Below are 20,247 nucleotides of genomic sequence, written 5' to 3'. Positions count from 1 at the left end.
TCGACGCCGGTTACGAATACGATCCACACACGCTGGTGCTGCGCCGGGCCGAACAGGCGCGCGCGGCCGGCATGGGGGGCATCGTCTGTTCGGCAGAAGAATCGGCTGCGGTTCGCAAGATCATCGGCCCGAACATGGCGCTGGTGACGCCGGGCATCCGCCCTGCCGGCGCCGACAAGGGTGACCAGAAGCGGGTGATGACGCCGGCCGAAGCCCTGAAGGCCGGATCCAGTCATCTCGTCGTCGCGCGCCCAATCGTCGCAGTCGCCGAGCCGCTCGCCGCCGCGCGCGCAATCCTCGCGGAAATGGACGGCGCACTCGCGCGCTGACGCGGGGAACGCTCCCCACACCGCTGCGCGTGTGCCGATCCGCTTGACCTCGACCCAAATTTGCCGGAAGTAACACTCCCGTCAGCCTTCAGCGCCGCAAGACGAGGAGCTCAAAAATGGCCAAGGGATACTGGATCGCGCGGGTCGATGTCCGCGATACCGAGCGGTACAAGGATTATGTGGCGGCTGCAAAGCCAGCCTTCGAGAAATACGGCGCGAATTTTCTCGCGCGCGGCGGTGAACACCAGCGCCTGGAAGGCGGCGTGCGCGCCCGCAACGTCGTCATCGAGTTTCCGTCGCTGCAGGCCGCAGTCGACTGTTACAACTCACCCGAATACCAGATTGCCGCCGCGATCCGCCAGGAAGTCGCCGACGCCGAGATGGTCGTCGTCGAAGGCGTCTGACGACCCGCCATCATCATCTTCCGACAGACCCGACAAGCCGCGTGGATTGGCCTTCACCTCTCGCGGCTGTTGGGCTATGTAGCAATCAATTCTTTCCTCTGCGATCAGGAGTGCGTTTCCCATGACCTTGTCCAACCTTCCGCCGCTGGTGACGATTTTCGGCGGATCCGGGTTCGTCGGCCGTCATGTCGTGCGCGCGCTCGCCAAGCGCGGCTACCGCATTCGCGTCGCCGTTCGCCGGCCTGACCTTGCCGGTCACCTGCAACCGCTCGGCAATGTCGGCCAGATCTCCTTCGTGCAGGCGAACCTGCGCTACCGCAAGTCGGTGGACCGCGCCGTCGAAGGCTCCGACCACGTCATCAACTGCGTCGGCGTGCTCTTCGAGAGCGGCCGCAACACCTTCGACGCCGTCCAGGATTTCGGCGCACGTGCCGTTGCGGAAGCGGCGCGCAGCGTCGGCGCAACGCTGACGCACATCTCGGCGATCGGCGCGGACGCGTCCTCGCCGTCGCAATACGCCCGCAGCAAGGGCCGTGCCGAGGCGGCGATCCTGGAAACGAAGCCGGACGCGATTATCCTGCGTCCGTCGATCGTCTTCGGACCGGAGGACGGCTTCTTCAACAAGTTCGCCGACATGGCTCGCTTCTCGCCGGTCCTGCCGCTGATCGGTGGCGGCCACACCAAGTTCCAGCCCGTCTATGTGACCGATGTCGCCGAGGCGGTCGCGCGCGCCGTCGACGGCAAGATTGCCAAGGGCAAGATCTACGAACTCGGCGGCCCCGATGTCTTGAGCTTCCGCGACTGTCTCGAGATCATGCTCAACACGATCGACCGCAAGCGTCCGCTCGTCTCGCTTCCCTTCGGCGTCGCGTCCTTCATCGGCAGCATCGCCTCGATGGTGCCCTTCGTCACGCCGCCGCTCACCGCCGACCAGGTGGTGTTGCTGAAATCCGACAATGTCGTCTCGGCAAAGGCGGTTTCGGAAGGACGCACGCTCGCCGGCATCGGCATCGATCCGACGATGCTGGAGCCGATCCTGCCGACCTATCTCGTGCGCTATCGCCCGCAGGGCCAGTATACCCGCAGCGGCCGCGCCGCCTGATCGGCTTCGAAGCCAACTCTTTTAAAACGGCCGCCGGTACCACCGGCGGCCGTTTTTCTGTGGTATCCAGGCAACAGCGTTGCAGTTCTGCCGCAGTTAACAAAGCGAATGGCATTTACCGCAAATTCAACATGTCCTGATATTGATCATGTCATATCCAGCGACTAAACACCGCCTCGCGCCCCGATCGCAAGGCATGACGGCGGCGGCAGCATCAATCTCGAAAGGCATAGCGTCCATGGGCAAGTCGATCGCAATCTTTTTTGCGTGTGCGGCACTGATCATTCTGGCTGGCTCATTCATGGCGCCGAACACGGTCGCCAGCAGCGGCAAGGATTGTGCGCCGGCCTATGGCGTCGATCCGTGCACGACGGCATCGATCGATCTTTCCGGCAACTGAGGCCGGCGCCCTCTGGATCACGCAATTCCTGGAATTGCGTTTGGGGCATTTAAAGTTATTGGCGGGGGCCAGTGGCCGCGTGCGTTTCACCTTGAAACGCACGCGGCTTTGTTTTTAGGGCCGGCCCGAGCCCGGAGAAAGCCGAGGGCAAAGAAAAAGGCGCGTCCGAGACGCGCCTTTTTTTCGTTTGGGCCGTTGATGATGCCGCTCAACCGAGCAGCCAGAGGCCGATCAGGCCCGCGGTGCCGACGATAATGCGCCAGATCGCGAAGGGCGTGAACCCACGCCGCGAGACGAAGTCGAGCAGCGAACGCACGACGAAGACGCCGGCGACAAACGCCGCAATGAAGCCGACGGCGATCAGGGTGAAGTCGTCGAAGGAGAGCGCGTCGCGGTTCTTGTAGAGGTCCAGTGTGAAGGCGCCGAGCATGGTCGGCATCGCCAGGAAGAAGGAGAACTCCGCAGCCGAGCGCTTGTCGGTTCCCATAAGCAAGGCCCCGGCGATCGTGGCGCCGGAACGCGAGGTGCCGGGAATCATCGCCAGGCACTGGAACAGGCCGATCTTCAGCGCCAGCGACGGCGGATAGTCCATCACGTCTGTGTAGCGCGGCTTCAGCGGCAGATGGTCGATCGCATAGAGGATGAAGCCGCCGACGATCAGCACGACGCAGATCAGGACAGGCGTTTCGAACAGCACCGTCTTGATGAAATCATGGGCGATCGCACCGATGACGGCTGCCGGCAGAAAGGCGATCAGCACGGACAGGACGAAGCGACGCGCCTTGATGCTCGTCGGCAGCGCCAGCGCAATCGACAGAAGCTTCTGGAAATAAACGAGCAGGATCGCCAGAATGGCGCCGAGCTGGATGAGGACGGCGAAGGTGTTGCCCGGCGACTTGAAACCGAGGAAGTGGCCGGCGAGGAGGACATGCGCCGTCGACGAGACAGGGATAAACTCCGTCAAGCCCTCGATGAGCCCGAGGACGAGCGCGCTGATGATCGATTGATCCGCCATGTATGAGATTTTCCTGACAAGTTTTGGAGTGGGAGGAAAAGGCTGATTCGCTTGTGTTTGCCACCACAAATTTCTATAGCTTTATCACAGGAGCCGTGGCCAGACGCTTGCGCCGCCACGCTGACGCCCCCAGAAAAAAGACGCTGAGAAGCCAGATCATCGATGCCGACACTGTATCATCACCCCATGTCCTCCGCTTCACGCTTCGTTCGCCTTATCCTCTCGGAATATGGCTATCAGACGGAATTGTCCGAGGAGCAGCCCTGGGAGAACCGGCGCGACTTCCTGGCCCTGAACCCGGCCGGGACGCTACCGGTCTATGTTGACGACAGTATGAGGGCGCTGTGTGGCGCCACGATCATCTCGGAATATCTCGACGAGACGAACGGAATCATGAAGCGGGATCGCCGGCTTCTGGCCGAGGACCCGTTCCAGCGCGCGGAAATCCGCCGCCTGGTCGAGTGGTTCCTGCAGAAGATGGAAGCGGACGTCACCCGGCCGCTGGTGCGCGAACGCATCTTCAAGCTGCAGATGACGCCGGACCAGGGCGGCGGCGCACCGGACAGCAAGATCCTGCGCACGTCGCGCGCCAATATCCGCCAGCATATGAAGTATCTCTCCTGGCTCGCCGGTTCGCGCACATGGCTTGCCGGTGACCGCATCTCCTATGCGGACCTTGCAGCGGCTGCGACAGTGTCCGTGCTCGATTACCTCGGCGAGATCGACTGGTCGGATGCCCCGACCGCCAAGGAGTGGTACCAGCGGCTGAAGTCTCGCCCCTCCTTCCGCCCGCTGCTCTCCGAGCGTGTGCGCGGCGTGACCCCGGTTCCGCACTATGCGGACCTCGACTTCTGAGGCTGAAGCTGTGCCCGGCATCGCTGCCAAGGCTGAAAATGGGGAACGACGGCGGCTGAAGCTGACCGAATTCCTGAAGGCCGAAGCGGCAGACAAGGGCTTCGATCTCTGTCGCATCACCCGGCCGGACGCCATTCCCGAAGCGCCGGCTCGGCTCCGAGATTTTCTCGATGACGGTTTCCACGGCACGATGGAGTGGCTCGCCGAAACGGCCGAACGCCGTTCCGACCCGCGCACGCTCTGGAGCGACGTGCGCTCGGTGGTGATGTTTGCGATGAACTACGGGCCAGAAGAGGATCCGCGCGGGATTCTCGAAAGAACCGACCGCGGCGCGATCTCGGTCTATGCCCAGAACCGCGACTATCACGACATCATCAAGGGCAAGCTCAAGGAAGTGGCGACCCGTTTCGCCGCGCGCGCCGGCGAGGACGTCAAGGTCTTCGTCGACACGGCCCCGGTGATGGAAAAGCCACTTTCGGAGAAGGCCGGCCTCGGCTGGCAGGGCAAGCACACCAACCTCGTCAGCCGCGAATATGGCTCCTGGCTGTTTCTGGGCAGCCTGTTCACCACGGCCGAACTCGTCATCGACGCGCCGGAACGGGACCATTGCGGCTCCTGCCGCGCCTGCCTCGATGCCTGCCCCACCAATGCGTTTCCTGCGCCTTATCAGATCGACGCGCGGCGCTGCATTTCCTACCTGACGATCGAGCACAAGGGGCCGATCGACCCGGACCTTCGCCCGTTGATGGGCAACCGCATCTATGGCTGCGACGACTGTCTCGCCGCCTGTCCCTGGAACAAGTTCGCGCAGGCGGCTTCCGAAATGAAGCTGAAGGCGCGCGACGATCTGAAGGCGCCGGGGCTCGGCGGTCTGCTCGATCTCGACGACCCCGCCTTCCGCAGCGTGTTCTCGGGCTCGCCGGTCAAGCGGATCGGTCGCGACCGCTTCGTACGCAACGTGCTGATCGCCGCCGGCAACTCCGGCGACCAGGCACTTGTCGCTGCCGTCAAGGCGCGCATCGGTGACGCCTCGCCGGTGGTGCGGGCAATGGCGGTCTGGGCGCTGTCACGATTGGTCGCGCCCGCAGCGCTTGCGGAATTTGCCGAACAATGCGAGCCAGAGACCGACGAAGACGTCCTCAACGAATGGCAGATGGCGGGAGTGAGCCGATGCAAGTCCTGATCCTTGGCGCCGGCTACTCCGGCATGGCAATCGCGCGGGCCATGGCTCCGACGGCGACAAGCGTCGTCGGCACCACCCGCACCGAGGAGAAGGCGGCAAAGCTCGAAAAGGCCGGCATCCGCCCGATCCTCTTCGACGGTGAAACGATCTCCGCCGAACTCGCTGCCGCACTTGGCCAGGCGACCCACCTGATCCAGTCGATCGCGCCCGGCCGCGATGGCGATCCGATGTTCCGCGCTTCCACCCCGGATCTCGCACGGCTCGCGCCAAACCTCGAATGGATCGGTTATCTCTCCACGGTGGGTGTCTATGGCGACCATGGCGGAGAATGGGTCACCGAGGACATGTTGCGCAAACCGGTCTCTGCCCGCTCGGTCGAGCGGGTGGAAGCGGAGGACGCATGGATCGCCTTCGGCGCAAGGCGGAACATCCCGGTCGCCGTACTAAGGCTCGCCGGCATCTACGGTCCAGGACGCAACGCATTCTGCAATCTCGCAAACGGCACGGCCCGACGCCTGATCAAGCCGGGTCAGGTGTTCAACCGCATCCGCGTCGAGGATATCGGGGCCGCGTCTCTGTTCCTCGCCAACAACGGTACGAGCGGCGTCTTCAACATTACCGACAACGAGCCGGCGCCGCCGCAGGACGTGGTGGCCGAAGCCGCGCGGCTGATGGGCGTCGAACCTCCGCCGGAGACGCCCTTCGAGCAGGCCGAACTGTCGCCGATGGCCCGCTCCTTCTATGGCGAGAACAAACGCGTTTCGAACGCCCGCATGCGCGCCACCGGTTTCGAGTTCGCGTATCCCGATTATCGCGTTTCGCTTGCGCAGCTCTGGAAATCCGGTGCCTGGCGCAACGCTTGAAACGCAACTCGGCGCTTATTCAATAACATAATCCGAAATGCTTATAGAATGCCGATAGTCTGCTCATCAGTATTGGCGACGGAAACGCCGCCGGAATTGTGACATTCTCTGGATATTCCTTCGATACTTGACGAATTAAATGCAACCTCTGCGCTAGTATAGATTTTTCGACCATCCGGATTCCGGAAATTTCGTCCAATTCGAAATTTTTAATGAAATTTTTCGTTTACCACTGAGTTGCGCCTGCGTGCGGAAGGCTGTCAGCGTTCAACCACTGATTCCAAAGAACTTCCCGGCTCCGTTTAAACTATTTCAAACGATCTTCGTTTTTGAATTTTCGTCCTTTTTTAATAAATCCTAATAGAGTGTAAATGGTTGAAGCACGTTTTTGCCATTTTTCGCCCTAATTAGCGGTTCTTAGAAGTTTTTAACCAAGTGTTTTGACCGAGGGGATCGCCAGTTTGACGCCAGCGAAGATCAAGACTGCTGCCGCTGCAGCGCTGTTTACGACCGCTATCGGTCTCGTTTCCGTTTCCGATAGCCATGCAGCCGGCGCCGGCTGCGGCGGCGCATCCTGGTATGCGCTGAGCTCCAAGACCGCCTCAGGCGAGCGGATGAATGCCGCGCACCTGACTGCCGCCCATCGTAGCCTGAAATTCGGAACCAAGGTTCAGGTCACCAACAAGCGCAATGGCAAGACCGTGGTCGTTCGGATCAATGACCGCGGACCGTTCATTCGCGGTCGCGTCATGGATCTTTCCAAGGCTGCAGCCTCGCAGATCGGCATGGTCCGCTCCGGCACCGCCAGCGTCTGCTATCGCGTCGTCAACTCCTGATCCTGAAATACTGACATCCGGCCAATGGTCGGGTGGGTTTACTTGAGAAAGACCGTTCTTAAGCGGTTAATCTTCGCCGCCGTCTTGCTCTTCGATGCCATCGCCGCTACCACGGCGAAAAAGGAGTTGATCGAAGATGCGTTTGGGCGGCAGGCTCGCTGGAGCCATTGAGGTTCTTGAGGATATCGAAAAGCGGAAGCGCCCGGTCGCCGACGCGCTCAAGGATTGGGGCCTCTCCCACCGTTTCGCCGGATCCGGCGATCGTTCCGCGATCGGCAACATCGTCTACGACGCCCTTCGCATGAAGCTCTCCCACGCCTACCTGATGGACAGCGACAGCGCGTCGGCCCTCGGCCATGCCGTGATGTACCGGCAATGGGGCTTCACCCCGGACAAGCTCGCGGCCGAACTCGACGGCGACAAGTTCGCGCCGGAAGCACCTTCCGCCGAACGCATGCAGGCCTTCACCACGCGAAGGCTCGAAGACGCGCCCGCCTATGTGCAGGGCGATATCCCCGAGTGGACGCAGGCCTCCTTCGAAGAGAACTTCTCCGACGACTGGCTCGACGAAGCGAAAGCGCTCGCCGGCCGGCCGACGCTCGACCTGCGGGCCAACACGCTGAAAGCCTCGCGCGCCAAGGTGCTGAAGGCGCTGGAGCGCAGCGGCGCCGAGGCCGCGACGATCGCCCGCAACGGCATCCGCATTCCCGCCGGCGAAGGCGCTTCGCGTCTGCCGAACGTGACAGCTGAGCTTTCCTTCCAGAAGGGCTGGTTCGAAGTGCAGGACGAGGGCTCGCAGATCGTCGCCGATCTCGCCTACCCGCAGGAAGGCGAACAGGTGCTCGACTATTGCGCCGGTGGCGGCGGCAAGACGCTCGCCATGTCGGCGGCGATGAACAACAAGGGTCAGGTGCACGCCTACGACACCGACCGCAAGCGCCTCGCGCCGATCATCGAGCGGCTGAAGCGTGCGGGCACCCGCAATGTCCAGGTGCACGAGTCCGCAGACAGCCTCGCGCCACTGGCCGGCCGTTTCGATCGCGTGCTGGTAGATGCCCCCTGCACCGGAACCGGCACCTGGCGCCGTCGCCCCGACACCAAATGGCGGCTCAACCAGAAGAACCTCGAAGAACGCATCTCCCAGCAGGAAGAGGCGCTGGCGAGTGCCGCACAGTTCGTCCGTCCTGGCGGCCACCTGATCTATGTCACCTGCTCGGTTCTGCCGGAGGAAAACGAGGCGCAGGTCTACGGCTTCTGCGAAGACAATCCGGAATTCGAGATCCTGTCGGCGGCCGATATCTGGGCAACGCTGTTCGGCACCGACAAGCCGCAGCCCTGGTCGGCCGACATGAAGACCGTGACGCTGACGCCCGCCTCGACCGGCACGGACGGCTTCTTCTTCTGCCTGATGCAACGCAAGGGCTAAGGCCCTTTGCAGGCCGCCGAAGGCCGGCATCAGATTGAAAACGTTCTAAACTATACACTTTGACACAAGTTTAGTTTTCGTTCATGAGAAGCGGGCCCGGCTGGGGCCTTTTCTCATGGCCCGACGCCTGAACGACACCGCGTTTGCGGGTTCGCTCGGCTGTGCCGAAGGAAGCAACAGGAGAGGGTCATGACCAAGAATTTCATCCGCGGCGCCACGCTGGCGTTCATGACGGCAACGTCGGCGCTGGCCCTGCAGCCGGCCCACGCCGCAACCGACGCCGCCGCCGTAGTGAAGCACTACACCGCCGTCGCCCACGCCAAGTTCGAAGATGCGCTGACGACCGCAGAAGCCCTCGACAAGGCGATCGACGCGCTGATCGCGACGCCGAGCGAGGAAACGCTGACGGCCGCGCGCGACGCCTGGAAGAAGGCCCGCAACCCCTACCAGGAAACCGAAGTTTACCGCTTCGGCAACCCGATCGTTGACGAGTGGGAAGGCAAGGTCAACGCCTGGCCGCTTGACGAAGGCCTGATCGACTATGTCGACCCGAGCTACGGCAGCGAAAGCGACGAGAACGCGCTCTTCACCGCCAACGTCATCGCCAACAAGACGATCAAGATCGACGGCAAGGACGTCGATGCCACCAACATTACGCCGGAGTTCCTGGCGGGAACGCTGCAGGAAGCCGGCGGCATCGAGGCGAACGTCGCGACAGGCTACCACGCGATCGAGTTCCTGCTCTGGGGCCAGGACCTGAACGGCACCAAGGCCGGCGCCGGCAACCGCCCCTACACGGACTACGACACCAAGGCCTGCACCGGTGGCAACTGCGATCGCCGCGGCGCCTACCTGAAGGCCGCTACCGAGCTCCTCGTCGCCGACCTCAAGGAAATGCTCGCAAACTGGACGCCGGACGGCGCCGCGACCAAGGCGGTCGAGGCCGATCCGAAGGCCGGCCTCGTCGCCATCCTCACCGGCATGGGCTCGCTCTCCTATGGCGAACTTGCCGGCGAGCGCATGAAGCTTGGCCTGCTCCTGCACGATCCGGAGGAAGAGCATGATTGCTTCTCCGACAACACGCACAACTCGCATCTGCATGACGCGATCGGCATCCAGTCGGCCTATACCGGCGAATACACACGCGTCGACGGCACGAAGATGACCGGCCCGTCGCTCTCCGAACTCGTCGCGGCCAAGGATGCCGCGCTCGACAAGGAGATGGCGGGCAACCTCGCCACCACGGTCGAGAAGATGCAGGCGATGGCCAAGCGCGCGGAAACGACCGAGGCCTACGACCAGATGATCGGCGAAGGCAATGCCGAGGGCAACGCCACCATTCAGGCCGCGATCGACGGCCTGATCGCCCAGGCGAAGACCGTGCAGCGCGTCATTGCGTCGCTCGATCTCGGCACGATCGAGCTTGAAGGTTCAGACAGCCTGGACAATCCTAACGCCGTCTTCAAATAAGCTGAAAAGGCGGGCCGCATCGAGACCGGTGCGGCCCGGTCCTCCACCGATGAATCCTGGCGCTTCTCGCCTTTTCGCTCTGCTTCTTGCTCAGGCGCTCTCCACGGCGCTGCCCGCCGCTGCCGGCGACGACCTCCCAACGGAACGCACCGACCTCAACACTGCCGATCGTAACCGCGTTGGAGCGGTGACGCGGCCGACCGATGATTTCTCCAAGGCGGAAAGCTTCGAGGCCATGTCCGGTGGGGCTGCGACCTCGATCGCGCCTGTGAACGCCGACAGCTTCTCGCAGTTCTCGGCCAATCTCACTTTCCAGGAAGAAGAAGGCTTCAAGCTCGGCAATGCGCTGTTTCGCAAGCTCTGGGTTTCCTCTCCGTCTTCCACCCAGGCCTCCGACGGCCTTGGTCCGCTCTACAACGCGCGGGCGTGCCAGAGCTGTCACCTGAAGGATGGGCGCGGTCGCCCGCCCGCCGGCTCCAACGATACGACGTCGATGTTCTTCCGCCTGGCGCGCCCGCCGCGCGACGACGAGGAACGCCGACTGGTCGAGACACATCGGGTCGTGAATTTCCCGGACCCGGTCTATGGCGCCCAGCTTCAGGATAGCGCCGTGCCCGGCCTTGCGGCTGAAGGGCATCTGAAGGTCAGCTACACCGAGGAACCCTTCACCTTCCCCGACGGCGAGACGGTTTCGCTGCGCCGGCCGAGCTACACGGTGGCGGACCTCGCCTATGGACCGCTCGATCCGGCGACAACGCTCTCGCCGCGCGTAGCGCAGCCGATGATCGGGCTCGGCCTGATCGAGGCGATCCACGAGGCGGATATTCTGGCGCTCGCCGATCCTGACGACGCCAATGGCGACGGGATCAGCGGCCGACCGGCGCGGACGCGGGATGCCAGGACCGGCACGCTGATGCTCGGTCGCTTCGGCTGGAAGGCGCAGAACGCCACCGTACGGCAGCAGAGCGCGGATGCCTTCGCCACCGATATCGGCATCTCTTCCCCGGACGCCGACCGGCCGCATGGCGATTGCACGCCGGCCCAGACAAAGTGCCTGACGATGGCAACCGGGGTGCAGGCGCGCCTCGGGCCGACCGAGGCGCCCGATCCGGTGCTTGGCCTTGTTACATTCTATTCCGAGAACCTTGCCGTGCCGGCGCGACGCAAGGCGAGCTTTGCCGAAACGCTCAGCGGCAAGAAGGTCTTCTACGATCTCGGATGCACCAGCTGCCATACGCCGAAATTCGTCACCCGCCGCGACGCGGCCAACAAGGCGCAGTCGTTCCAGCTGATCTGGCCCTATTCCGATTTCCTGCTGCACGACATGGGCGAAGGGCTCGCGGACGGGCAGCCGGTGGGCGTTGCAAGCGGAAGTGAGTGGCGCACGCCGCCGCTTTGGGGCATCGGCTTGACGAAGACCGTCAGTGGGCACACTTTCCTGCTGCACGACGGACGCGCACGCAGTTTCACTGAAGCGATCCTTTGGCATGGCGGCGAAGGGCAGAAGGCCCGAGACGCTTTCGCCGCCCTTGCCGCAAGCGATCGCCGCGATCTCCTTGCCTTCCTGGAGTCTCTCTGATGTCCCCCAAACATACGCTCACTTTTGCATTCGCCCTGACACTGACGGCCGCATGGCCCGCAATGGCCCAGGAAGGAAGCGCACTCTCGCCGCGCGTCGTCAACGAGGCCGCCGTGCCCACCGTCATGACCAAGGCCGTCGACGACTTCATCATCCCGGGCTATCGCAAGCTCACGGAAAAGACCGCGGCCGCGACGCAGGCGACGGCCAAGCTCTGCGAGATGCCGTCGCAGCCGGCTCTCCAGAACGCGCAGCGGGCGTTCTCCGACCTGGTTGGCGCTTGGTCGGCGATCGAGGTCGTGCGGCTTGGCCCGGCCCTCGAACAGAACCGCTTCGAGCGTTTCCTCTTCTACCCCGATCGCAAGAGCACGGGATTGAAGCAGGTGCAGGCGATCGTTTTGAAGAAGGACGAAAGCGCGGCGGACGAAGCCAGGCTCAAGGGCAAGAGCGTCGCAGCGCAAGGCCTCGGCGCGCTCGAATACGTGCTCTACGGCACGGGCGCCGAGACGCTTTTGAACAAGGAAGGTGACTTCCGCTGCCGCTACGGCCTTGCGATCACCAAGAATCTCGACGCCATCGCCAACGAGTTCCTGGCGGCCTGGCAGAAGCCCGACGGCATCCAGGCCGCCTGGAAACACCCAGGCCCTGATAATCCCGAATTCCGCGACAACCGCGAGGCTGCCACCGAGCTGCTCGGCATTCTCGTCCATGGCGTCGAGACGGTGAAGGACCAGCGGCTGAAGCCTTTCTACGAGGGCAAGGACGACAAGGGGCATCCGAAGCTCGCGATCTACTGGCGCTCCGGCAACACCATGGCCTCGATCGCCGCCAACGTGCGGGGCCTGAAGACGCTGTTCGATGCCGCCGACATGCAAAGCCTGCTGCCGGAAGACAGCCGCTCCGTGGCGGGATCGGCCGACTTCGTCTTCAAGTCGGTGATCAGCATCGCCGGCAACATCGATGGACCGATCGACGCCGCACTCACTGATGACGACAAGCGCGCCAAGCTCGCCTTTCTGTCGCTCAATACCAACGACCTCCTCAACCGCCTGAACAACGATTTCGGCGGCGCGATCGGGCTTGGCGCAGGGTTCTCCTTCGCCGACGGCGACTGACAAAACGGCCGCGCTGGCAGAGTGTTGACAATCAAGGCTTTTAGGCGCAAAGCGCTTTCCGTGTCCGCTCTCGCGGGCACGTTTCACCACAAGGACCAACTCCCAATGAACCCCGACAGTCGAAGTCGAGCCTTCACGCTCACGACCGTCCGGTCCTGATTTGATCAGGGCTTCAGGCGGTCGGATGACTCGCCCTATGGAGCCCCAAATGCTGCGCATCTACAAAAGCCAGAACAGCCACCTCGTGCTCGTCGATATGCTTGACGGCATCGCCTCGCCGACGCCGGCCATCTGGTTCGATCTCTTCAATCCGTCCGTCGAGGAAACGCGCCTCGTCGAGGGGCAGCTCGGCATCGAGATTCCGACCCGCGACGAGATGCAGGAAATCGAGCTTTCCGACCGACTCTACCAGGAGGCCGGCGCCGAATTCATGACGATGACGGCGACAGCCAAGCTCGACAGCGACTATCCGGTCAAGGTTCCGGTGACTTTCATTCTCAAGGGCACGACGCTGGTCACCGTCCGCCATGCCGACCCCAAGCCGTTCCAGACCTTCTCCAACCGCATCCAGAAGGCGAACGGCCAGATCTGCGAGAGCGGCGAACTGGTGATGCTGGGTCTGCTGGAGGCGATCATCGACCGCACGGCGGACGCGCTGGAGCGCGCCGGCAGCGAGGTCGACGCGATCTCGCGCGAAGTGTTCCGCAAGACCAATGCCAGCGCCACCAAGAAGACGCGCGACCTGCAGTCGCTGATCGAGCAGATCGGCCAGAAGGGCGACCTTTTGACGGTCATCCGCGAGAGCCTCGTCAGCATCGGTCGGCTCGTCGCCTATCACGTGGCGCTCGAAGGCATGGGGCCGCGCAAGGCGGGCAAGGAAAGCCGGCAGCGGATCAAGCTGATCCAGCGGGACGCGACATCGCTCGGCGATCACGCGCTGTTCCTGTCGAACAAGATCAACTTCCTGCTCGACGCGACGCTCGGCCTCATCAATCTCGAGCAGAACCAGATCATCAAGATCTTCTCTGTCGCCGCCGTCGTCTTCCTGCCGCCGACACTGGTCGCCTCGATCTACGGCATGAACTTCGGCGTGATGCCGGAGCTGCAGTGGGAGTTCGGCTACCCTGCGGCACTGATGCTGATGGTGATCTCGGCAATCGTGCCCTATTTCTACTTCAAGCGGCGGGGCTGGCTCTGACCACGTCGTTCGCTAATACAAGCGGCGGCGCCAGGCGTCGCCGCCTGCCTGAAAATGCCTTGGTGGAGACGACAGCATGATGGCGGCCACGGGCCTGATCGACCGGCGCAGTTTCCTGAAAATGGCGGGCGCGGCCTGGGTGGCGAGCCTTTTGCCCGACCGAGCCTTCGCCCTTGGCAGAGCCGATGCCGTCTTTGCCTCGGCCTTCATGGCGCCGGATGGGAGCTATGGCGTTGCGACGCTCACGGAGGCCGGCGACATCATCGACCGCACCGCGCTGCCGGCACGCGCGCATGGCATGGCTTATTCGCCGGTCAGCCGCCGCGCCGTCGCCTTCGCCCGCAGGCCCGGCACCTATGCGATGATCCTTTCGCCCGACGGAGCGGCCGAGCCGGTGGTGATCGCCGCAACCGACGGCCGGCATTTTTACGGGCACGGCTGCTTCTCGGCAGACGGCAAGCTGCTCTACGCCACGGAAAACGACTTTGCCGCCAATCGCGGCATGGTCGGCATCTATTACGGCACCGACAACTTCGCCCGCATCGGCGAATTCCCGACCTATGGCATCGGCCCGCACGACATGACGCTGAGCGCCGATGGGAAACTGCTGGCGATTGCCAATGGCGGCATCGAGACCCATCCGGATTTCGGCCGTACCAAGCTCAATCTCGACCATATGGAGCCGAGCCTGACGCTGGTCGATACGCGAACCGGCGCGCTCGTGCAGAAGCACCGCCTGCCTGAGGATCTCAGCCGCCTTTCGACCCGGCATGTCGATATCGGCCCGAAGGGTGAGATCTGGTTCGCCTGCCAGTACGAAGGCGCGCGCAACGACCTGCCGCCGCTCGTCGGATCCTTCTCCAAAGGCGAGGACCTGAAATTCCTGTCGCTGCCCGACCGCACGACGGAAGCGCTGGCGAACTATGTCGGCGCGATCGCCGTCAACCGGCATGAGGGGCTGATCGGACTGACTTCGCCGAAGGGCGGCGTGGCGGTGACGCTCGATGCCCGGAGCGGCTCGGTGCTGAAGGAAGAACGCGTCGCCGATGCGGCGGGGGTTGCCAGCGCCGATCACGGCTTCGCCGTCTCCTCCTATGACGGCCACTTCAAGGATAGCCAGAGTCGGGTCGCTTGGGACCAGCACATCGTCCGGCTCGGCCGCAGCTGAAGCAACTCCGGCAAGAATTCGTAGACATCTCGCGTCTCAACTCCCTCAAGCGGAAAAGCGACCCGCGCCGGAGAGCTTAACCAGGTCGTCCCAGCGATAGGCCGTCTGCTCGTGGTTTTCGCCGCCGAGGCTAACCTGGCCCTGGCCGACGGCGACCGCACCGAGGTGCTCATAAAATGCCCGGTTCGGATTGCTGGAAAGCACCCAGGCAAACAGAGACTTGCCGCCCAGCTCCCGGCAGTGGCCGGCAACGCTGCGCACCAGCGCCGAGCCGATGCCAGCACCCTGGAATTCCTTGAGGATGTAGAGCGCATAGAGCTCACGATCGAACCGCTGAGGCATCGAGCGGGCCTTTCCATAATTGGCAAAGCCGATCACCCTGTTCGTGCTCATGTCGACTGCGACCATATGAAAGACATCGGCGACGCGCATGCGCCTTGCATGGCGCAGCGCCTGTTCCTCGACGCTCATGCCATCGAGAAATGCGTCGGAAATCAGCCCACGAAACGTCGATCGCCAACTTTCGACGATGACGGAGGCAATCATCATGATGTCATCCGGCCCGGCCGGTCGGATATCGATGCGTCTGAAGCTCTTCATGGCCCATGATATAGGTGGCACATCGTGGCTTCAAAACGGCTGCCCCATGGAAAGGCTGAAAGTCTGTTCTATCTGTCGAAGCCATGAACAGAACCATCGTGTACATCGTCTTCGTCGCCGCCGTTCTCGGCCTCGGTCTTCTCATCGGCTACAACAACATCCCCGGAGAATGGTACCAGTCGCTGGCAAAACCAGCCTTCAATCCGCCGAACTGGGTCTTCGCGCCGGTGTGGTCGATCCTTTACGTGATGATCGGCATTGTCGGAGCCCGGATGTTTCTCGACCATCGCCGCACCACCGCCATGCGGCTGTGGCTGGCGCAGATGATCCTCAATTTCCTCTGGTCGCCGCTGTTCTTCGGGATGCAGGACATTTCCTCGGCCCTGATCGTCATCATCGCGCTCCTGATCGGGGTTGCCGGCTTCGTCATCGCAAGCTGGCGGCAGGACCGCATTTCGGCCCTGCTATTCCTTCCCTATCTCGCCTGGGTTGCGTTTGCGACGGTACTCAACAGCGCGATTTTGCTCATGAATTGAACTTGTCGGACCTTCACGACCATGCCACTGTCCGGCAGGCATAATGATGCCATCGACAATAAAGGCCCTATGGACTGATGGACGACCGCGATCCCCCCGATTTCCGAAACCGCATCCGCAACAGTTTTGCGCGGCAGGCGGCGATGCGCACGATCGGCGCGGAGCTGACGCTCGTCGAACAGGGCACGGTCGAGATCGAGCTGCCCTTCGACGAGAAGCTGACGCAGCAGCACGGTTTCCTGCATGCGGGCGTGATCTCGGCGGCACTGGATTCGGCCGGCACCTATGCGGCGTATTCGGTGATCGACCCGGATGCCTCGATCCTGACGATCGAGTTCAAGGTCAACCTGCTTTCGCCAGGGCGCGGCGAGCGCTTCCTGTTCCGCGGCGAAGTCACCAAGCCCGGCTCGACGATCATCGTTTCCGACGGCCGCGGCTATGCGATCCGCTCCGATGGGCCGGCAAAGCTGATCGCGTCGATGACGGGGACGATGATGGTGGTGCGCGGACGCGAAGGTATCGAAGGATGAGTTGTGCCGTCAAGGACGTCGCCGGACGCAGGGTCCTCTACGTCATGGCCGTGGATGCCGAATACGGCCCGCACCTTAGAGAACGGATCAAGCCGCTGATGACCGGTGTCGGTCCGGTCGAGGCGGCCGTCGTGTTGACGCGCACGCTTGCCGAACTCACGGCCGAGCGGGCACTGCCCGATCTCGTCGTTTCCCTCGGTTCGGCGGGTGCAGCCAAGCTCGAACAGACGGAAGTCTACCAGGCTATCTCCGTCGGCTACCGCGACATGGATGCCTCGCCGCTCGGCTTCGAGAAGGGGAGAACGCCCTTTCTCGACCTGCCTGCCGTGGTTCCGCTGTCGTTGCGCATCCCTGGTGTGCCGGAGGCGCGGCTTTCGACCGGCGCCAACATCGTCTCGGGCGCAGCCTATGACGCAATCGACGCCGACATGGTCGAGATGGAGACCTTCGCGGTCTTACGCGCCTGCCAATCCTTCCGCGTTCCCTTGATTGCGCTTCGCGGCATTTCCGACGGCAAGGCGGAGCTTAAGCACGTCAACGACTGGACGGAATATCTCCACATCATCGACGAGAAACTTGCTGATGTGATCGACCGGATGGAGAATGCGGTTTCGAGCGGCGTGATCCGGCTCTAGATGCCCATCCCGCTCTGAAACCCCGGAATTGTCCGGGTGCAATTGAATCGTTGCGCTGATGGCGGCCTTTCATTAAAGGCTCGCCATGATCAAGCTTGTTTGAAGGCTTCCAATGACCCAGACAGCCCATCCCGACACCGTTCTCATCGTCGACTTCGGCAGCCAGGTGACGCAGCTCATCGCCCGACGCGTCCGCGAATCCGGTGTCTATTGCGAAATCGTGCCGTTCCAGTCGGCGGAAGAAGGTTTTCAGCGACTGAAGCCGAAAGCCGTGATCCTGTCCGGCAGCCCGGCCTCCACGCTCGACATCGGCTCGCCGCGCGCACCCTCGGCGATCTTCGATTCCGGCCTGCCCGTCTTCGGCATCTGCTATGGCCAACAGACCATGTGCGCCCAGCTCGGCGGCAAGGTCGAAAGCGGCCATCACCGCGAGTTCGGCCGCGCCTTCCTGGAAGTCGAGAAGGACTGCCCGCTGTTTGAAGGACTCTGGTCGGTCGGCTCGCGCCACCAGGTGTGGATGTCGCACGGAGACCGCGTCACCGCGATCCCCGAAGGTTTCGAGGTCGTCGCAACCTCGGCCAATGCTCCCTTCGCCTTCATCGCCGACGAGAAGCGCAAGTACTACGCCGTGCAGTTCCATCCGGAAGTGGTGCACACGCCCGATGGCGCCAAGCTGATTTCGAACTTCGTGCACAAGATCGCCGGCATCAAGGGCGACTGGTCGATGTCGGCCTACCGCGCCAAGGCGGTCGAAGCGATCCGCCGCCAAGTCGGCGACAAGAAGGTCATCTGCGCGCTCTCGGGCGGCGTCGACAGCTCGGTCGCCGCACTCCTCATCCATGAGGCCGTCGGCGACCAGCTCACCTGCATCCTCGTCGACCACGGCCTGATGCGCAAGGACGAGGCGAAGAACGTCGTTGCGATGTTCGAGGAGCACTACAACCTGCACCTCCTGCACGTCGACGCATCCGACCGCTTCATCGGCGAACTGGAAGGCCAGAGCGACCCGGAAACCAAGCGCAAGATCATCGGCCGCCTGTTCATCGAAGTGTTCGAGGAAGAGGCAAAGAAGCTCGGCGGCGCGGACTTCCTCGCTCAGGGCACGCTCTATCCCGACGTCATCGAAAGCGTCTCGTTCACCGGCGGCCCGTCGGTGACGATCAAGTCGCACCACAATGTCGGCGGCCTGCCCGAACGCATGAACATGCAGCTCGTCGAGCCGCTGCGCGAACTCTTCAAGGACGAAGTGCGCGTGCTCGGCCGCGAGCTCGGCCTGCCCGACAGCTTCATCGGCCGCCACCCCTTCCCGGGTCCGGGCCTCGCCATCCGTTGCCCGGGCGGCATCACCCGCGAAAAGCTCGAAATCCTGCGCGAAGCGGATGCGATCTATCTCGACGAGATCCGCAAGGCCGGCCTCTACGACGCCATCTGGCAGGCTTTCGCCGTGCTTCTGCCGGTGCAGACCGTCGGCGTCATGGGCGATGGCCGCACCTACGAGTTCGTCTGTGCGCTGCGCGCCGTCACGTCGGTCGACGGCATGACGGCAGATTTCTACCACTACGACATGGAATTCCTCGGCCGCGCCGCAACGCGCATCATCAACGAGGTCCGCGGCATCAACCGCGTCGTCTACGACGTGACCTCGAAGCCGCCGGGCACGATCGAGTGGGAATAAGCAGTCGTCTCGATGCCGTCAGACCAGCTCTATAACGATCCGGGGCTTGTAGAATTCTACGACATCGAGAACGGCTGGACCGCCGATTCCGAATATCTGAAGACCATGGCCGCGGGCCGCACCTCGATCCTCGATCTCGGGTGCGGCACCGGCATGCTGACAGCCGCGCTGGCGGAAAAGGGCAAGCGCGTCGTCGGCGTCGATCCGGCGGCCGCAATGCTGCATGTCGCAAGGCAGAGGCCCGGTGGTGACCGGGTGCGCTGGGCCGAGGGCGACGGTCGGACCATCCGCCTAGGCGAGGCCTTCGACATGGTGCTGCTCAGCGGCCATGCCTTCCAGGTATTCCTCACCAGAGAGGATCAACTCGCCGCACTCAAGACCATCGCCGCGCATCTCTCGCCCGACGGGCGTTTCATCTTCGACAGCCGCAATCCGCTGGTCGAGGAATGGCGGGAATGGACGCCGGCCGGTTCCGAACGGGATATCGTTCATCCGGTCCTCGGCCAGGTCCTCGCCTGGAACGATGTGCAGCACGACCCGGCCACGGGCGTCGTGGAGTATGGAACATTTTATCGGGTCGCAGCGGACGGACGCGCATACACGGCCCGGTCGAAAATCGCCTTCCCGTCCCATGAAGACTTGGTCGCGATGATCGACGAAGCCGGACTTGTGGTCGAAACCTGGCTTGGCGGCTGGGACGGCAGGCCTTTCGGAGCCTCCGAACCCGAGATCATTCCGATCGGCCGGCTGCGCTAGGCTCGCCGTAGGCCGGCACCGCGCTTCCACCCTTCAAAATCCACGCAGGCGTGTCGCCGCTATTTCACCGCGTCGCGCATTCCATCGCGCAGTTTCCGGACCCGTTCGTTGAGGTCGATCATCTCCGGCACGGTGAAGCCCGAATTCTCCAGCAGGGCATCGGTCAGGCAACCGGTCTTCACATGCAGGCCGCGTCCCTTTGCCGAAAGGTGAACCTCCACCTGTCGCTCGTCGGTGACGCTGCGATGCCGGCCGAGGAAACCGGCGGCCTCCAGCCGTTTGACGGCCGGCGTGATGGTGCTCGATTCAAGGCCCAGTCGATCGGCAATCGCCGAGATCGTCAGACCATCCCTTTCCCAGAGCGTGCTCAAGACGAGATACTGCGTATAGGTCACGCCGAGCGCGTCGAGCATCGGCTTGTAGACGCGGTTAATGGCGATCGACGCGGAATAGATCGAAAAACAGAGCTGGCTGTCCAGCGGCAGCGTAGTCGGTTCTTCCGGCATCTCAGCCTCCTTGCGGCGCATTGAGGGGTTTCCTGCCGCGAAAATCAATATCGCGATAATAAGTAT

General features: G+C 63.0%; 22 protein-coding genes. 19 read left to right on the top strand and 3 right to left on the bottom strand.

The window, feature by feature from the left end; translation table 11 throughout:
• The 4 genes from I8N66_RS04610 to I8N66_RS04595 form a co-directional block, all read left to right on the top strand.
• On the top strand, nucleotides 1-329 hold a 329-nt coding region (locus tag I8N66_RS04610), incomplete at its 5' end, for an orotidine 5'-phosphate decarboxylase / HUMPS family protein (RefSeq protein WP_291150202.1).
• A 116-nt stretch (nucleotides 330-445) separates the two neighbouring features.
• Nucleotides 446-733: a DUF1330 domain-containing protein gene (locus I8N66_RS04605; protein ID WP_113536709.1), complete on the top strand. Its 288-nt coding sequence runs from the start codon at nucleotides 446-448 to the stop codon at nucleotides 731-733.
• A gap of 121 nt (nucleotides 734-854) precedes the next feature.
• On the top strand, nucleotides 855-1,835 hold the full coding sequence (locus I8N66_RS04600) for a complex I NDUFA9 subunit family protein (RefSeq protein WP_291150198.1): 981 nt from the start codon (nucleotides 855-857) through the stop codon (nucleotides 1,833-1,835).
• 238 nt (nucleotides 1,836-2,073) lie between these two features.
• Nucleotides 2,074-2,235, top strand: a complete 162-nt coding sequence (locus I8N66_RS04595) for a hypothetical protein (RefSeq protein ID WP_043615437.1) — start codon at nucleotides 2,074-2,076, stop codon at nucleotides 2,233-2,235.
• A 208-nt stretch (nucleotides 2,236-2,443) separates the two neighbouring features.
• On the opposite strand, the gene I8N66_RS04590 is transcribed toward I8N66_RS04595, so the two are convergent.
• Entirely contained in the window at nucleotides 2,444-3,250 is an 807-nt protein-coding gene (locus I8N66_RS04590; protein WP_291150193.1) for an undecaprenyl-diphosphate phosphatase, read from the bottom strand.
• A gap of 162 nt (nucleotides 3,251-3,412) precedes the next feature.
• On the opposite strand from I8N66_RS04590, the gene I8N66_RS04585 reads away from it, so the two are divergent.
• The 10 genes from I8N66_RS04585 (at nucleotide 3,413) to I8N66_RS04540 (ending at nucleotide 14,943) form a co-directional block, all read left to right on the top strand.
• On the top strand, nucleotides 3,413-4,105 hold the full coding sequence (locus I8N66_RS04585) for a glutathione S-transferase family protein (RefSeq protein ID WP_113536712.1): 693 nt from the start codon (nucleotides 3,413-3,415) through the stop codon (nucleotides 4,103-4,105).
• A gap of 10 nt (nucleotides 4,106-4,115) precedes the next feature.
• Nucleotides 4,116-5,288: a tRNA epoxyqueuosine(34) reductase QueG gene (gene queG / locus I8N66_RS04580; protein ID WP_291150191.1), complete on the top strand. Its 1,173-nt coding sequence runs from the start codon at nucleotides 4,116-4,118 to the stop codon at nucleotides 5,286-5,288.
• Complete coding sequence (locus I8N66_RS04575) at nucleotides 5,276-6,151, top strand: SDR family oxidoreductase (protein ID WP_291150188.1); 876 nt, start codon at nucleotides 5,276-5,278, stop codon at nucleotides 6,149-6,151. Before queG ends, I8N66_RS04575 begins: the two co-directional genes overlap by 13 nt.
• A gap of 461 nt (nucleotides 6,152-6,612) precedes the next feature.
• On the top strand, nucleotides 6,613-6,987 hold the full coding sequence (locus tag I8N66_RS04570; RefSeq protein WP_113536715.1) for a septal ring lytic transglycosylase RlpA family protein: 375 nt from the start codon (nucleotides 6,613-6,615) through the stop codon (nucleotides 6,985-6,987).
• 136 nt (nucleotides 6,988-7,123) lie between these two features.
• Complete coding sequence (locus I8N66_RS04565) at nucleotides 7,124-8,413, top strand: RsmB/NOP family class I SAM-dependent RNA methyltransferase (protein ID WP_113536716.1); 1,290 nt, start codon at nucleotides 7,124-7,126, stop codon at nucleotides 8,411-8,413.
• 189 nt (nucleotides 8,414-8,602) lie between these two features.
• Nucleotides 8,603-9,883 (top strand): imelysin family protein, encoded by a 1,281-nt coding sequence (locus tag I8N66_RS04560; RefSeq protein ID WP_291150182.1) that lies wholly within the window; start codon nucleotides 8,603-8,605, stop codon nucleotides 9,881-9,883.
• Between the two features lie 49 nt (nucleotides 9,884-9,932).
• A complete protein-coding gene (locus I8N66_RS04555; RefSeq protein WP_291150179.1) occupies nucleotides 9,933-11,462 on the top strand; it encodes a di-heme oxidoredictase family protein in 1,530 nt (509 codons plus the stop codon).
• Nucleotides 11,462-12,577 (top strand): imelysin family protein, encoded by a 1,116-nt coding sequence (locus I8N66_RS04550; protein ID WP_291150177.1) that lies wholly within the window; start codon nucleotides 11,462-11,464, stop codon nucleotides 12,575-12,577. Before I8N66_RS04555 ends, I8N66_RS04550 begins: the two co-directional genes overlap by 1 nt.
• A 208-nt stretch (nucleotides 12,578-12,785) precedes the next feature.
• Nucleotides 12,786-13,775, top strand: coding sequence for a magnesium transporter CorA family protein (locus tag I8N66_RS04545; RefSeq protein ID WP_113536720.1), 990 nt, complete (start codon nucleotides 12,786-12,788; stop codon nucleotides 13,773-13,775).
• A gap of 79 nt (nucleotides 13,776-13,854) precedes the next feature.
• Complete coding sequence (locus tag I8N66_RS04540) at nucleotides 13,855-14,943, top strand: DUF1513 domain-containing protein (protein ID WP_291150312.1); 1,089 nt, start codon at nucleotides 13,855-13,857, stop codon at nucleotides 14,941-14,943.
• 45 nt (nucleotides 14,944-14,988) lie between these two features.
• Here I8N66_RS04540 and I8N66_RS04535 read toward each other — a convergent pair whose 3' ends face one another.
• Nucleotides 14,989-15,543, bottom strand: coding sequence for a GNAT family N-acetyltransferase (locus I8N66_RS04535; RefSeq protein ID WP_113536721.1), 555 nt, complete (start codon nucleotides 15,541-15,543; stop codon nucleotides 14,989-14,991).
• A gap of 83 nt (nucleotides 15,544-15,626) precedes the next feature.
• Between I8N66_RS04535 and I8N66_RS04530 the strand changes: the two genes are divergently transcribed.
• From I8N66_RS04530 to I8N66_RS04510, 5 genes are all read left to right on the top strand, one after another.
• Nucleotides 15,627-16,079 carry a TspO/MBR family protein gene (locus I8N66_RS04530; protein ID WP_291150173.1) on the top strand — a complete coding sequence of 151 codons (453 nt, stop codon included), beginning with the start codon at nucleotides 15,627-15,629 and terminating at the stop codon, nucleotides 16,077-16,079.
• A gap of 77 nt (nucleotides 16,080-16,156) precedes the next feature.
• Nucleotides 16,157-16,609 carry a PaaI family thioesterase gene (locus I8N66_RS04525; RefSeq protein WP_113536723.1) on the top strand — a complete coding sequence of 151 codons (453 nt, stop codon included), beginning with the start codon at nucleotides 16,157-16,159 and terminating at the stop codon, nucleotides 16,607-16,609.
• Nucleotides 16,606-17,244 (top strand): 5'-methylthioadenosine/S-adenosylhomocysteine nucleosidase, encoded by a 639-nt coding sequence (locus I8N66_RS04520; RefSeq protein ID WP_291150170.1) that lies wholly within the window; start codon nucleotides 16,606-16,608, stop codon nucleotides 17,242-17,244. Before I8N66_RS04525 ends, I8N66_RS04520 begins: the two co-directional genes overlap by 4 nt.
• Before the next feature lie 112 nt (nucleotides 17,245-17,356).
• Nucleotides 17,357-18,919, top strand: coding sequence for a glutamine-hydrolyzing GMP synthase (gene guaA / locus I8N66_RS04515; protein ID WP_291150167.1), 1,563 nt, complete (start codon nucleotides 17,357-17,359; stop codon nucleotides 18,917-18,919).
• Nucleotides 18,920-18,931: 12 nt separating this feature from the next.
• Nucleotides 18,932-19,675, top strand: a complete 744-nt coding sequence (locus I8N66_RS04510; protein WP_113536726.1) for a class I SAM-dependent methyltransferase — start codon at nucleotides 18,932-18,934, stop codon at nucleotides 19,673-19,675.
• Nucleotides 19,676-19,734: 59 nt separating this feature from the next.
• Here the strand turns inward: I8N66_RS04510 and I8N66_RS04505 are convergent, their stop codons facing one another.
• Complete coding sequence (locus I8N66_RS04505) at nucleotides 19,735-20,181, bottom strand: MarR family transcriptional regulator (RefSeq protein ID WP_113536782.1); 447 nt, start codon at nucleotides 20,179-20,181, stop codon at nucleotides 19,735-19,737.
• Nucleotides 20,182-20,247: the final 66 nt, after the last annotated feature.

This window comes from Ensifer sp. SSB1 (assembly GCF_016652895.1).
GTDB lineage: Bacteria > Pseudomonadota > Alphaproteobacteria > Rhizobiales > Rhizobiaceae > Ensifer.
Note: the sequence above shows the minus strand (reverse complement) of the source record. Positions and strands in the feature narration are given on the sequence as shown.

Coding starts and splice junctions, on each gene's coding strand:
- I8N66_RS04605 (WP_113536709.1), top strand. CDS start 446: ATGGCCAAGGGATACTGGATCGCGCGGGTCGATGTCCGCGATACCGAG.
- I8N66_RS04600 (WP_291150198.1), top strand. CDS start 855: ATGACCTTGTCCAACCTTCCGCCGCTGGTGACGATTTTCGGCGGATCC.
- I8N66_RS04595 (WP_043615437.1), top strand. CDS start 2,074: ATGGGCAAGTCGATCGCAATCTTTTTTGCGTGTGCGGCACTGATCATT.
- I8N66_RS04590 (WP_291150193.1), bottom strand. CDS start 3,250: ATGGCGGATCAATCGATCATCAGCGCGCTCGTCCTCGGGCTCATCGAG.
- I8N66_RS04585 (WP_113536712.1), top strand. CDS start 3,413: ATGCCGACACTGTATCATCACCCCATGTCCTCCGCTTCACGCTTCGTT.
- I8N66_RS04575 (WP_291150188.1), top strand. CDS start 5,276: ATGCAAGTCCTGATCCTTGGCGCCGGCTACTCCGGCATGGCAATCGCG.
- I8N66_RS04565 (WP_113536716.1), top strand. CDS start 7,124: ATGCGTTTGGGCGGCAGGCTCGCTGGAGCCATTGAGGTTCTTGAGGAT.
- I8N66_RS04560 (WP_291150182.1), top strand. CDS start 8,603: ATGACCAAGAATTTCATCCGCGGCGCCACGCTGGCGTTCATGACGGCA.
- I8N66_RS04555 (WP_291150179.1), top strand. CDS start 9,933: ATGAATCCTGGCGCTTCTCGCCTTTTCGCTCTGCTTCTTGCTCAGGCG.
- I8N66_RS04550 (WP_291150177.1), top strand. CDS start 11,462: ATGTCCCCCAAACATACGCTCACTTTTGCATTCGCCCTGACACTGACG.
- I8N66_RS04545 (WP_113536720.1), top strand. CDS start 12,786: ATGCTGCGCATCTACAAAAGCCAGAACAGCCACCTCGTGCTCGTCGAT.
- I8N66_RS04540 (WP_291150312.1), top strand. CDS start 13,855: ATGGCGGCCACGGGCCTGATCGACCGGCGCAGTTTCCTGAAAATGGCG.
- I8N66_RS04535 (WP_113536721.1), bottom strand. CDS start 15,543: ATGAAGAGCTTCAGACGCATCGATATCCGACCGGCCGGGCCGGATGAC.
- I8N66_RS04530 (WP_291150173.1), top strand. CDS start 15,627: ATGAACAGAACCATCGTGTACATCGTCTTCGTCGCCGCCGTTCTCGGC.
- I8N66_RS04525 (WP_113536723.1), top strand. CDS start 16,157: ATGGACGACCGCGATCCCCCCGATTTCCGAAACCGCATCCGCAACAGT.
- I8N66_RS04520 (WP_291150170.1), top strand. CDS start 16,606: ATGAGTTGTGCCGTCAAGGACGTCGCCGGACGCAGGGTCCTCTACGTC.
- guaA (WP_291150167.1), top strand. CDS start 17,357: ATGACCCAGACAGCCCATCCCGACACCGTTCTCATCGTCGACTTCGGC.
- I8N66_RS04510 (WP_113536726.1), top strand. CDS start 18,932: ATGCCGTCAGACCAGCTCTATAACGATCCGGGGCTTGTAGAATTCTAC.
- I8N66_RS04505 (WP_113536782.1), bottom strand. CDS start 20,181: ATGCCGGAAGAACCGACTACGCTGCCGCTGGACAGCCAGCTCTGTTTT.